10 protein-coding genes are annotated in these 13,170 nt (G+C 57.2%); 9 read left to right on the plus strand and 1 reads right to left on the minus strand.

The window, feature by feature from the left end; translation table 11 throughout:
* Positions 1–4: 4 nt before the first annotated feature.
* The 5 genes from ACRTGH_RS09470 to ACRTGH_RS09490 all read left to right on the plus strand — a co-directional run bounded on the left by ACRTGH_RS09470 (position 5) and on the right by ACRTGH_RS09490 (position 9,414).
* Positions 5–4,144, plus strand: coding sequence for a hypothetical protein (locus tag ACRTGH_RS09470; RefSeq protein WP_368847430.1), 4,140 nt, complete (start codon positions 5–7; stop codon positions 4,142–4,144).
* 15 nt (positions 4,145–4,159) lie between these two features.
* A complete protein-coding gene (pglZ, locus tag ACRTGH_RS09475; RefSeq protein ID WP_368847431.1) occupies positions 4,160–6,463 on the plus strand; it encodes a BREX-4 system phosphatase PglZ in 2,304 nt (767 codons plus the stop codon).
* Positions 6,464–6,502: 39 nt separating this feature from the next.
* Complete coding sequence (gene brxL, locus ACRTGH_RS09480) at positions 6,503–7,945, plus strand: BREX system Lon protease-like protein BrxL (protein ID WP_368847432.1); 1,443 nt, start codon at positions 6,503–6,505, stop codon at positions 7,943–7,945.
* 2 nt (positions 7,946–7,947) lie between these two features.
* A complete protein-coding gene (locus ACRTGH_RS09485) occupies positions 7,948–8,145 on the plus strand; it encodes a hypothetical protein (protein ID WP_368847433.1) in 198 nt (65 codons plus the stop codon).
* A 120-nt stretch (positions 8,146–8,265) separates the two neighbouring features.
* Positions 8,266–9,414, plus strand: a complete 1,149-nt coding sequence (locus tag ACRTGH_RS09490; protein WP_368847434.1) for a cysteine desulfurase family protein — start codon at positions 8,266–8,268, stop codon at positions 9,412–9,414.
* Positions 9,415–9,666: 252 nt separating this feature from the next.
* Here ACRTGH_RS09490 and ACRTGH_RS09495 read toward each other — a convergent pair whose 3' ends face one another.
* Positions 9,667–10,050, minus strand: coding sequence for a C-GCAxxG-C-C family protein (locus ACRTGH_RS09495; RefSeq protein ID WP_368847435.1), 384 nt, complete (start codon positions 10,048–10,050; stop codon positions 9,667–9,669).
* 15 nt (positions 10,051–10,065) lie between these two features.
* Between ACRTGH_RS09495 and ACRTGH_RS09500 the strand changes: the two genes are divergently transcribed.
* The 4 genes from ACRTGH_RS09500 (at position 10,066) to ACRTGH_RS09515 (ending at position 12,998) form a co-directional block, all read left to right on the plus strand.
* Positions 10,066–10,338: a hypothetical protein gene (locus ACRTGH_RS09500; protein ID WP_368847436.1), complete on the plus strand. Its 273-nt coding sequence runs from the start codon at positions 10,066–10,068 to the stop codon at positions 10,336–10,338.
* Between the two features lie 211 nt (positions 10,339–10,549).
* Positions 10,550–11,230: an aminoacyl-tRNA hydrolase gene (gene pth / locus ACRTGH_RS09505; RefSeq protein WP_368847437.1), complete on the plus strand. Its 681-nt coding sequence runs from the start codon at positions 10,550–10,552 to the stop codon at positions 11,228–11,230.
* Positions 11,220–12,458 (plus strand): radical SAM family protein, encoded by a 1,239-nt coding sequence (locus ACRTGH_RS09510; RefSeq protein WP_368847438.1) that lies wholly within the window; start codon positions 11,220–11,222, stop codon positions 12,456–12,458. Before pth ends, ACRTGH_RS09510 begins: the two co-directional genes overlap by 11 nt.
* A 96-nt stretch (positions 12,459–12,554) precedes the next feature.
* Positions 12,555–12,998 (plus strand): Hsp20 family protein, encoded by a 444-nt coding sequence (locus ACRTGH_RS09515; protein ID WP_368847439.1) that lies wholly within the window; start codon positions 12,555–12,557, stop codon positions 12,996–12,998.
* Positions 12,999–13,170: the final 172 nt, after the last annotated feature.

Here is a 13,170-nt window from a genome sequence, read left to right on the forward strand (position 1 = left end):
GGATATGGTGGAGGAAACGTATCGTTCGTATTTCGATATTGATGAGAATTATTTCCCGCAGGTGACGGAGTCGGCGATTGAAAAGTCGGAAGATCTTTGGAAGCGCACGTATCCGCATGGGAAGTTTCTGGAATTACTCAAGACAATGGAGCGCGTCATGGCGCGGCAGGAGAAGCGCTCTGTATGGATTTCGGGCGCATACGGTACGGGAAAGTCGCAGTGCGCCTATACGCTCAAGAAGATGCTCGACGTGCCCGAGGAGGAGTTGCGGGCATATTGGCAGGAGTACAAGGTCTTGCAGCAGGAGGGGGATTTGCTGCGAAAGCTGTTGGGGCACAAGAAGGAAGGCGTCGTGACGGTGTACCGCTATGCGGGCACGCCACAGTCGACGCGCGATCTTCTGGTCGCCGTGCAGGAGAGCGTGCAGGCGGCTTTGCATGTACGAGGTCTTTACGAGGGCGAGAACACGCTGAAGGACAGTGTCATCCGTTGGCTGGAGAAGGACGAAGCGAATCGGATCTTCGTGGACAGCAAGCTGCAGCAGCCAGAGTGGGCGGCGCTGTTCGGCGGTATGACAACGGCGGATATTTTGGCGCGTCTGCACGAGGGCGGCGAGGTACGCGATCTCATGGAGCGCATCGCGAAGTTTGGCAACGATGAGGGATTTGCCTACATGCGGCTTGATGTCGATGGCGTTCTCGCCTGGCTGACCGATGTTCTTGTGAAAAATGAAATCAAGATTGTATTCATCTGGGATGAGTTCTCAGACTTCTTCCGCGTCAATCGGGAGAGCTTGGCAGATTTTCAGAAGCTGGCGGAGCTTGTCAATGCAAGGTCATTTTTCTTCCTTCCTGTCACGCATGAGACGGATCATTTGTTTGCGCAGGCGGATGAGACGTGGAAAAAGATTCGCGATCGTTTCGTCGATGTTGCCATCACTTTGCCGGACAATATCGCCTTTGAATTGATCGGCGCTTCGTTCAAGCCGAAGCCTGCGGCAAAGGCGGATTGGGCACTGTGCGAGGGGGATCTGAACAGCCGTCTGCACGATTCGCGCCAGCAGGTGATGAAAGAGGCGGGCATCGCTTCGGAGGACGTCATCAAGAGCATCATGCCGCTCCATCCGATGACGGCGCTCGTCCTCAAGCACATCGCCTCTTCCTTCCAGTCGAACCAGCGCAGTATGTTTGACTTCATTCTGTCGGTCGGCGATGAGAAGGTCAAGGCGTTCCAGCATTTCATTGACCACACGGGGCCGCTTTCCGATCATCCGCTGCTGACGGTCGATCAGCTGTGGGATTTCTTTTATGTGCGCGGCAAAGCGGACTTGGCGACGCATGTCCGCATGATTCTCGATACGTACGAGCAGCAGAAGGACTTGCGCGCGGAGGAGCAGGCGGTACTCAAGGCGGTCCTGATCTTGCTCGCTGTAGAGAAGCAGCTTGGCGGCGATATCGAGCTTTTGCAGACGACGGAGCGCAACCTTTCCTATGTGTTCGAGGGGGACGATTCCCTCGTGAACAGTGTGCGCACGGCTGTACATTCCTTGAAGGAGCGCGGCGTACTGATCGTGACGCCGCGCCAGAAGGGCGAGCCGACGTATGATTTGGCGATGCTCAGCGGCGATCAGGGGAAGATCGAGCAGGAAAAGGAGAATCTGCGGAAGACGAAGACGGACAAGCTCGTGCAGGACGGCGGCTTGGGCAAGCTGCTGACGCTGCAGCCGGAGGGGCTGAAGCCGCGCTTCCTGGACGCTTTGGGTGCGGTGCAGACGGCGACAGTCGATTCTTTCGCGCGTACCATCCGCGATATGACACCGAAGAAGCCGTGGCAGTTCCAGGCTCTGCTCGCCTTCGCCAAGGATGATAGGGAAGCGGCGGCTTTTCGCACCAAGATCAAGGAGGCGGCGCGGGACGAGCGCTATCGTCATATCGTTTTCATCGACGCTCTGGCTACGCCTCTGGGAGACGACGCTTTCCAGCGATATGTGGATTTTGCCGCGATGGCGACCTACTATCAGGGGAACAATCGAACGGCGGCGGAGCAGCAGATGCGGCAGGCGAAGCAGATCCTTGAACAGGAGTGGAAGAATCGCATCTACAACGGACGCGTCATCGTCTATACGGCGGAGGAGCCCGAGGGTGTCCAGCTGGCACGAGCAAGCGATGTGTCCGACGTCCTGAAGACGATCGTGCTGCGCCGACAGCCGCATGCGTTCGATCTGGAGAAGGGGGCGACGGAAGGCTACTATAAGACGAACGCCTTGAAGCAATCGGCGCTTGCCGCGCTCACGGGCGATGTGAAGGGCACGATCAAGGATGCGGAGAAGCGCGTGCTGTTGGAGGTTTGGGATGTCGAGGAGTATTGGCGCAGGGAGGATATGCGCGGGCTTTCCGTCTCTGTCATGAAGGCGGATCTGGAAGAGCGCATTGCCAAGAGTTTTTCTGCGGGAGGGCAGATCGGTACAGCTGAACTGTGCGATTGCCTGTTGGAAAACTACGGCATTCCGCCTTGTAATCTGGCAGCGTTTTTGCTGGGCTTCTTGCTGCGCCCTTATGCGGGAGAGCCCTACCGCTACGGCGATGCGGCGGGAAGTTCGGGCGAGATGACGGCGGAAAAGCTCGCGGAGATGCTTGGCGACTATCTGGGGTATGTGGCGAGGGGCGGCAGGACGCCGCGTGAGACATTTATCGTGCAGATGACGGCTGAGGAGCGTAGCTTTTACGCTCTGACGCGCGAGGCATGGGGAATCGCTTCGACGGCCTGCGGCTCCGTGGCGCAGGCCGCAGCTGCCATCAAGACTCGTATGCAGGAATGGAGATTACCGCTCTGGTGCCTGCAGGATGTGGCGGATGAGAAGGACTTTCTCGCCGTGCAGCAGTACAGCGAACTGGGGCGCAAGGAGGGCAAGGAGGCGCACGCCATCGCGCTCGGACTTGGCCGGATGGCGCAGGAAGATCCTGCGCTGGCCGACGGGCTGAAAGCTCTTCTGAGAATTGAGCGTCTGCAGGAGGGCATGGAGAAGTTTCTCACGACTTTCTTGCAAGGCGAGATCTTGCAGCTTTCAGAGGAGCTTTCCCATCACGGTCAACTGATGCAGGATGTGCGCCGCAAGTTCGAGCAGGATTATGCCTGCCTTTGGAGTCGGGAGACGGGAGAGGGACGTCTTCTGGAGATTCGGACGGAGTATCGGGCGACGCTGGCGACGAACGAGGTGCTCCGTGAAATGGCGACAGGATGGGACAGGGCGCGCGCTGCATGGCGGGAGCGGTTGAATTTCCTGCGCGTTTCGGTGGACAGTCTCACGGAGCAGTCTGACGCTTTTGCACAGATGAAGGATTTTTTCCTCACGTTGGCAAAGGGCAGCGATTTTCTGCCCGATCGTTTGCAGGAGTTCGTTCGTCTGTTGGAGGACAGCAAAGAGGAGATTACAAAGCTTCTTGGCGAGGAGGAAGCGGTCTTTGCCAAGGCCTATGCGCCGTATCTGGAAGGGCTTTCGGAGTCGGACAGGAACAAGATTCGCAGCAAGGTGGAGAAGGGGCTGATCCTCAAGGCGAAGTCGTATGCGAACGAGAAGGTCAAGCAAGGGGCGGAGGAATATCGACGCGGTCAGTTGAAAGAGCAGCTGAAGGATCTCTGGAAGGAGAAGACGGGGACGCGCGATCCGCGCGATTGGTCTCTGCGGTATCAGACGCCCGTACTTGTCTGTGTGGGCATGGATGAGTACGATGAGGCGGCGCGTGTCTTTTCTCTTCTTGAGCACCGCGACGGCAAGGATGCAGATCTCAAGAAGGCGATCGCCTTTTTGCAGAGGGCGTCGTTCTTTGCGGTTCTTTCGGATGAGGGGCGTCGCGATGCGGCATTTCGCAGGATTGTCGTGGGGAAGTATGCGAGCCTGTTGCCGGATCTCTTGATGGTGCGCGAGAAACTGTCGGCGCTTGGGATCGCACCATACGATTGGGCGGGGAATCCGCGCGTCGAGGAGAAGCTCAAGGGCATGGCGAGGGCGAGTTACGAGGCGGGTGGCTCTGCCAAGGTGCTTTCCAAGATCGACAGCATGGACGATGCGACGCTCAAAGCGTATTTGAAGCGACTTGTCGTGGACAATATGACGGTCGGCATGGAGATTTTGGGCGATGAATGAGCAGGGAGGCGCACCATGGAGCTGAATCTGACAGCCGTCGAGCGATATTTGCAGGACGGGGCGCGGACGCCGTTCTTCCTCTTTGCCGAGCGCACCGATCTTTCTGAGGTGCGCCGAGGGCTTCAGGCGATGGGGCTGCACTTGCTCTCTTTGAGTACGCTTTGTCCGTCGGATGATCGACTGCCGCTCCTGGACGATGTTTTGCAGACGCTCAAGGAGAGGATGCGCTCGGGTGAGAAGATTCTTCTCGTCGGCTTGGGCGAGTATCTTGCGCTGCGCGGGGCGGCAGAAGCGCAGAAGATGCTGCTGCGCCTCAAGGATCTGCCATGTGCGGAGGGGGCGCTCGTCGTGCTCATCGGCGGACTTTTGGCTTTGGCGGAGGTTCTCCGCGCGGATGTACGCATCGCGCAGGGGGAGCGGCGCATGGCTTTTTTCCGCTCGGAAGCGGTTTCGGAGGACGGTGCGGGGCAGGGCGTGTCCTTGACGGTGCTGCCGCCGGAGCCGCACTTGGAGAGTGCCGTTCAAGGCGTTCGCTCCTTGCTCGCGCTCTTGGAGGAAGGCGATGCAGGTTCGTATCTCGTGCAAAGTCGCCAGCGCTTTTTGCAGCCGCTCTTCACGATGCGGCAGGCGGACGATGCTTTCGGCGCACTTGCGCTTTTTTGCGCGGGATTTTCTGCGCTGCGCTCTTGCGGCACGCCGGATGAGTGGCAGATGCTCTTGCGGGAGTTTTTTGCAGCGGATTTGGATATGTCTGTTGTGCTCGCGCGTCATGGGTTGGACGGCGATCTGGCGCAGGAGTTTTCGGCTCGCGCGGAGCGGACGGATTTCGAGGGGTGGCTGTATTTCATCGCGCTTCGTTTGGCGGGAGAGGAATTGTCGCGCAGGCATCCGTACCTCGCCTTTGCGGCAGGTCAGACAACAGCTGCACGCGATCTGCGATCTGCCGTCGTCTCTGCTATCGCGGATGTTTCTTTGCAGGATGAGCGCTTCAGCGCGTTCTATCGTGAGCGCAAGATGCTCCTGCGGGGCTTCTCAGAGGCGGAGCTGGCAGGGTTCGTGACGAAGAACCGCAGGATTCGTGCGGAGCGTTTGTATCGCTTGACGGATGGGACGGAGGTGGAGCGTGAGGATGTCCTCGCGGCTCTTTCCCGCGACGATGCCGGCGGGTATGACGATTGGAAGAACTGCGCGATCTTGCAGGAGATTTATCCGGCTCTCGCGGCGTATGCGGCGGATTATGTGTTCAAGGGATGCGCACGGGCGGATGAGCTGACGAAGTATTTCATCGCCTACAAGCGGCAGAAGCTCAGCAACTGCATCGAGGAGGATTTTCTGCGCTGGGTGGAGGAGCTTGCCGTCCGGCGCATTTACAATGATCTGCCCGCGCGGGAGGCTCTTTTGGAAGCCGTTCCGCAGGAGGGGGCGCATCTCTTCTGGCTCGATGCGCTCGGCGTGGAGTATTTGGGCTTGATTACCGCGTGCGCCAAGCGGCTCGGATTGAGGATTCGCGTGCAGGTGGGGCGTGCCATGCTGCCGACGATCACTTGCGTGAATCGTGCGTTTTTCGATCAATGGCGGGGGACGAAAGAGAAGGATGCGCGGCTGGATGATCTCAAGCACGGTGAGAAGAGCCGCTACAATTATACGGAGGAGAAGCATCCGATTCATCTGGCGAAGGAGATCGCCGTGATTGAGGAGATGATGCAGCACGCGGCGACGCAGCTGGCGGCGGGGAACTGCCGCAGGTTTGTCATCGCGAGCGACCATGGCGCGTCGCGCCTGGCTGTGCGCCGCGAGCAGGAGGAGAAGTATCCGACGGATACGGGCGGTGAGCATTCGGGGCGCTGCTGCCGCATGTTTGCAGGCTATGCGCACGATCTGCCTTTTGCGACGGAGGAGGGCGGCTATCTTGTGCTTGCCGACTACGGCAGGTTCAGGGGCAGCCGCAAGGCGAGCGTGGAGGTGCATGGCGGGGCTTCATTGGAAGAGGTGCTCGTGCCGCTCATCACGCTTGAAAAGCAAGGCGGGGCGGTTGTTCATGTGAGCTTGGCGGATGAGAAGGTGACGGCTGACCGCAAGGCGGGCGTGCGCTTCGTCCTCTTCGCCGATGCGCCGCTCAAGTCTCTGGGCGTCGTCTGGCAGGGACGGTTCTATGCGGCTGAGCGGCAGGATGCGCAGCATTTCATGGTGCAGATTGCAGAGATGCGTCATGCTGGTACCTATCGCATGGATGTTTATGCGGAGGATGCGCTTTTGGATGAGATCGAGCTTCATGTGGAGAGCAAGGGAATCCGGATGAACGATGATTTTGATTTCTGATGCTCTGATTCATGAGGAGCAGATGAGGAGGCAGGATTGGTGATTGAAAAACTCAGGAACGCTTTTGATGAGATGATCGTTTACAAGGATTTGAAGAAGAGCAGCTTCCTTTCTGCGCTCGGCTTGCCCTCGTTTTTGCGCGATTGGCTGCTGAAGCGATTTGCGAACGAGGCGGGCGTGTTCGATGCGGAGGAGTTGACCGCGTTTGTTCATCGCTTCCTGCCGAGCAAGGAGGAATGGACGGGGATCAAGAGCCGCATCGTCATCGAGCGTGAGCAGGTGAAGCTCTTGGCGAAGATTTCCGTCGATGTCGACATCAAGACGGGAGAGGCGTCGTTTTCTTTGCCGGATTTCGGTCTTGTAAGCAAGGAAACGCTCATCGAGGATTGTGTCTGGCAGTCGTGCAAGGACGAGTTGATTGCCGCGCGTGAGACGTGGGGCATGGTGGAACTCGGCTATCGTCCGCCCCTTGGCAAGTCGCCGCAGGACAAGGGGAAGATCAAGCTTTTGGCGTTCAAGAATTTCTGCCCTTATACGATTGATCTGGAATATTACAAGGAGACGCGGCGGGATTTCACGACGGAGGAATGGCTGGACGTCATTCTGGGCGCGGTTGACTACAATCCTGCAGGGTATCGAAATGAGGAAGAGAAGCTGACGATGCTCACGCGCCTGCTGCCGTTTGCGGAGAAGAATCTGAACCTCATCGAGCTTGCGCCCAAGGGAACGGGAAAATCCTACTTGTTCGGGCGTGTGAGCCGCTTCGGTTGGCTGGCGAGCGGCGGCGTGATGAGCCGCGCGAAGATGTTCTACGATGTGGCAAGGCGACAGGACGGACTCGTTGCGGGCAACGACTTCGTGACACTGGACGAGGTGCAGACGATCACGTTCCCCGATGAGAATGAGATGCGCGGCGCTCTCAAGTCGTTTTGCGAGAATGGCTGGTGCAACATCGGCACGCATCGTGTCGATGGCGACGCTGGTGTGATCCTCTGCGGCAATATCAAGAAGGAGGTCATGGATCAGGACGGCTACGGCAATATGTTTGAGGAACTGCCGCCTGTGTTCCATGAGTCCGCCTTGATCGAGCGCTTCCACGGCTTCATCAAGGGGTGGAATATCCCGCGCATGACGGATGATCTGAAGGTCGCGGGCTGGGCGCTGAACTCGGAGTACTTCTCTACAATCCTTCATCAGCTGCGCAGCGATCTGTCGTATCGGGCCATCGTCGATGAGATCGTAGAGGTGCCGGAGGGTGCCGATACGCGCGATACGGAGGCGATCAAGCGCATAGCGACGGCGTATCTGAAGCTTTTGTTCCCGCATGTGCGCACGGCGGATGATTTGGATCGGCGGGATTTCGAGCGGTACTGCCTGCGCCGTGCGAGCAAGATGCGCGATACGATACTCGTACAGCTCGGCATCCTCGATATCGAGTACAGGGGAAAGAATGTGCCCGACCTCCAGCTGAGGGAGATGTGAGGATGGCGCGCAGAAAGTATTGCCGCGAGTGTGGCGAGGTCTTGACGAAGGATGAGATCGGCTTGACGAAGAAGCTTCTGGATATGGAGGCGAAGGAGTTTTTCTGTTTCCGCTGCATGGCGGAGTATCTGGAAGTGGAAGAAGAGTTTCTGCGGGCGAAGGTGGAAGAGTTCAAGGATGAGGGCTGCACGTTGTTCTAGCAGCTTTTTGGAAAACGCAGATAATGAATCCCGCCGTTTTGGCGCTGCATTTATCGACGCTTCTTTGGAAGGGGTGTTTCCCGTTGGGGAAGCATCCCTGCAGTTTTTGGAGGGAAAACGATGGTTTACGCAGATCATGCGGCAACGACGGCCTTGTCGAAGCGGGCGCTTGTCGCCGCGCTGCCTTTTTTGCAGGGGGAGTACGGCAACGCGTCGAGCGCCTATGTGTTCGGCAAGCGGGCGCGGAAGGCAATCGAGCGGGCGCGTCGTCAGGTCGCCGAAGCGGTGGGGGCGGCGACCTCTGAGATCGTATTTACGGCGGGCGGCTCGGAAGGCAACAACATGGTCTTGCGCGGCGCGGCAGATCGCGCATGGTGTGCAGGGAAATGTGCACATATCGTCGTCAGCGTGATCGAGCATCCGTCGGTGCTGGCTTCGTGCAGGGCTTTGGAGAGGCTGGGCGCAAGGATCGACTATGTGCCTGTTTCGCAAGAGGGGCGAGTGGCGGTGGAGAGTGTGGCGACGGCTCTCTCTGAGGAAACGTGTCTTGTATCGGTGATGCTTGCCAATAATGAGGTCGGCACGGTGCAGGACATCGCCACTATTGCAGAATTGCTCAAAGAGCGCGGCGTGCCGCTTCATGCGGATGCGGTGCAGGCGGTCGGGCATATCCCGGTCGATGTGAAGACCCTGGGCGTGACGTATCTTACTGCATCGGGGCATAAGTTCGGCGGCATGAAGGGGACGGGCTTCCTCTGGCAAAAGAAGGGGGCGGAACTGCCGCCGCTGATTTCAGGCGGCGGGCAGGAGAGCGGACGACGTGCGGGAACGGAGAACACGGCAGGTATTGTCGCCTTGGGCGAGGCTTTGACGGAGAGTGTGGAACGGATGCAGGAGGACGCGGTGCGTTTGCGAGGGCTTGTGGCATATACGCTGCAAATGATTCAGCGAGAAATGCCTGAGGTACGCGTGCATGGCGCGGGAAAAGAGCATTTGCCGGGGCTTTTGAACATCGGTGTTCCAGGTGTGCGCGGCGAGTCGCTCGTGCATCTTTTGGACCTCAAGGGAATCTGCGTTTCTGCGGCATCCGCGTGCAGTGCGGGCACAGATGCGCCGTCACATGTGCTGCTTGCCATGGGATATAGCGAAAGGGAAGCGATGGAAGCTTTGCGTATTTCTTATGGCAGGGAGAACACACAGGAGGATGCTGAGAGAATCACCGAAGAGATTGTGCGTGCCGTGCAGAAACTTCGTGCGCTTGGCAGGTGAGATGTGTATAAAGGGAGCGTTTTCATTGGTATAAAACCAATGTTTTCAGGATTTGTGGAATGTTTTTTGTGTGCTGAGTTTGAATACATCATAGACAAAGAACAGCTTTTTTCTGTGCGAAGTGAAGCGGTAAGATGTCTCTTGCGGCAAGTCGCGTTGTCAAGCGTCTCGACTTGCCGGTTCTCTGTATACAGGCAAATGGATTGCCGGCTTTTTCCATGACGTTTGGCCATGCCTTGTGCTTCCGGATTTTCAGCCGAGGAGCTTGTCCAGTTTTTGGCACATGTCATAGACAAGTCCGTCACAGTTTTCCTTGCGGGAAATGCCCTTTGTGGCAGCCAGGGAGAGCAGCGCCTTACAGTCTGTTGTTCCATGGGCATTGAGGAACTCCTGCAGCAGATTTTCAGCGGTGTCTTTTTCCATGCCGGCCTTGCCGAGAATTATCAGGGCGGCGGAAAGCGTGCCGCAGGCGGAGCCGTGCATCATGCCGCCGCCGAGGAAGGAGCCGATATCGTTTGCGGCGTCTTTTTCTATGCCGATTTCGGGTGCGAAGGGAACGAGCAGCGATTGGGCGCAGTTGTAGTGCCTGCCTCCCGGTTCGTTCCTGAGCGTGCGGGTTTCTTCCATGTGATCCATCGTGGTTCCTCCTTTGTGCGTGTCGGTTTTTCTGTTGCCTGCTCTTTTTACTGCAGGCGAAAGGCATCCGCTTGTTTCTATTTCATCGCGGTGTTCATCAAAGATTCGGTCGATCCATTCGATGAACACGTTTTGCAGATCGGTTTCTTGCGGAGTTGGAAGCCTTCCTTTTGCCGTGTGATGGGGGGAGCAGCCGATGGTAAAGATGATGAGCGGCATGGCGGCGAACAGCAAGCGGCGCATGATTTTTTGCCGGGAAGTTTCATCGTGACAGCCTCCTTATTTTGAATTTCTTTTATTATACCATGGAAAGCACGGTTTGTGCCCGGTACGGCATCTGGGACGGGGCATGCATGACGATTTGGGACGTATGGCTACAGGCAGGGCGATTGTTTTGACAAGGCGGTTTTCCTGCGGTAGAATCGTGATAGCGAAGCGCCGCTTTGATATTTTTACGGCGGCATGTTTTATGGCGCGGTCTGTGCCGGGAGGAAATGCGATGAAGATGATTGCCGGCCTTGGGAATCCCGGGGCAGAGTATGCGCATACGAAGCACAACGTGGGGTTTATGCTCGTCGATGCATTGGCCGAGCGGCTGGGGATTGACAACTGGCGCGAGAGGTTCAATGCCTTGGTGGGCGAGGGGCGTATCGGTGCGGAGAAGGTGCTGCTCGTCAAGCCTTTGACGTATATGAATGAGAGCGGACGCGCGATTGTGCCGCTTCTTTCGTGGTACAAGCTTGCGGCCGAGGATCTCATCGTGGCGCATGACGATATGGATATTCCGGCGGGAATGATCCGCCTGAGGCGCAAGGGCAGTGCGGGAGGGCATAACGGCATCAAGTCGATTCTCGCCCATCTGGGGGAGGAGGATTTTGCTCGGGTGCGCCTCGGCATCGGACGGCCTTTGTCGGGATGGACTGTCGTGCATCATGTGCTCGCGCCTTTTTCGGAAGAGGATGTGCCGAAGATTCGTGAGGCCATAGAATATCTCCTGCCCGCCGTGGAATGCATTGTATCGGATGGAATCGATTTGGCGATGAACCGTTACAATCCTCGCAAGAAAAAGGCGAAAAAGGACGAGGGCGAAAAAGCGGAGGAAAATGCAGAAAGGCGGCAAACGAAAGGCCTGCAGGAGCCAAGGGAAACAAGCGAGGGGGAAGAGGGGAATGAAGCCTGAGGTCTGTGCTCTTTATGCCGATGAGACGGGGGCGATTTTTGATGTGCCGGGACTTGCCGGCCTGGGGCGTTCGGGCAGCGCTGTCGTGCCGCTTACGCCGCGGGATATCATTCCTTTGCCGGAATCGGCCGATTTGATGTTTTTGCCGGGGCGCGCCGCCATGGGACAGACGGCGGCGGGCGAGATGCTGCCGCTGGCGGGGCGCGCGGTCGCGGCCATCTTGCCCGCCGGCTATACGCGGCTCTTCCTGCCTGCCTTTGAGCGCGAGGCGGCTGCGGAGCCGCTGGCTCTCTATGGTTATACCGCCGTGGTGCTCTACAAGGATGAGCTTTATGCGGCGGCACTCTATACGGATGATAATGCAAAATGGGATCCCGTGCATTACAATACGCGTGAGCTGAAGAAGCTTGTGCGCCGTGTGGAAAAGGATCTGCCGGGCAACCGCATCGTCAAGCAGGTCGCAGGATGTTCCCTGAAATGGCATTGCTGCACGGCGCAGAACCTTTTCTATCGCCGTTGGGAAGCAGGCATCCCGACATCTCCCGTTTGTAATGCGAACTGCTTTGGCTGTATCTCTTTGCAGCCGGCCGAGTGCTGTCCTTCGCCGCAGAGCCGCATCACGTTCCGCCCGACGCCCGAAGAGATCGCGGCGGTCGGTGTCTACCATCTCTCTGTTGCGCCGGAGGGGATTGTAAGCTTCGGGCAGGGGTGCGAGGGTGAACCGTCTCTGGCAGCCGATGCAATTGCGGCAGCGGAGCGGCTGATCCGGGCGCAGACGCAGAAGGGACAGATCAACATCAATACGAATGCGGGCTATACGGAAGGCATAAAAAAGATTGTCGATGCTGGGCTCGATTCCATGCGTGTAAGCATCATCAGTGCGATTGACGAGAACTATGCGGCATACTATCGCTGCAGTTACGCGCTGGAGGATGTCAAGGCTTCGATTCGTTATGCGCTGGAGCGCGGCGTTTATGTTTCGCTGAACATGCTGTTTTTCCCGGGCTTCAATGACCGAGAGGAGGAGCTTGCGGCATGGTGCGAGTTCTTTCGTGAGATTCCCGTGCAAATGGCGCAGATCCGGAACCTCAACGTGGATCCCGATGCGTTTCTCGCAATCATGCCCGAGGCGAAGGGGAAGTCTGTCGGCGCACGGCTTTTCCTCGAAATATTGCAGAGGGAATTCCCCGCTCTTGCGATCGGCAGTTTCAGTCATTATGTGGAATGAAGGAAACAAAGCCGTTTCCGAAAAGGTTGAATTTTTCAAAAAAAAACCGTATAATAGAGGCATGGTACAAGCAATGACTCGAGGGAGGGAAGCGATATGATTCACAGCATACCGTTTAATTTTCGGAATAATGCAGATAAAACGCGTGATACCGTGGAACGTGTGGTGGAGTTTCTCATGGAGCAGCCGCTGAACCCGATTGGCAAGGTGACAGGGGCGCTTGCTTCTTTCCGCTGCGATATCCTTGATGAGGAAAATTATTACGAGATCGAGGCCGAGCTGCCGGGGATTCCCAAGGAGGATATTTCGCTGACCTATGAGGACGGCAAGTATTTGACGATTGCCGCCGAGGCGCCCGAGAGGGAAAGCCATCTCAAATATGTTTGCCGCGAGCGGCGCACGGGCAGATATGAACGCTCCTTTTCGGTTGACGGCATCAAATGGGAAGAGAGCACAGCTACCATGGAGAATGGCGTTTTAAGGGTTGTATTGCCGAAACTCGGTGCTGACGTGAAGAAGAACAGTATAGAAATCAGCTAGTTTCTCATGGGCTGCTGCTCATTGCAGCAGCTTTTTTTCTGCCAGGCGTGCCGTTTGTTTCTGCGCCTGCATTTTATGGGAAGGGAAATTCCGGGAAAAATGGTTGGATATGAAACATATTTTTTCTGAAAACAGGATTCTTTCCGCGCATGTAGAATATTAAGCGTAAGTG

Source organism: Selenomonas oralis, assembly GCF_051603425.1.
Classification (GTDB): Bacteria; Bacillota; Negativicutes; order Selenomonadales; family Selenomonadaceae; genus Selenomonas; species Selenomonas sputigena_A.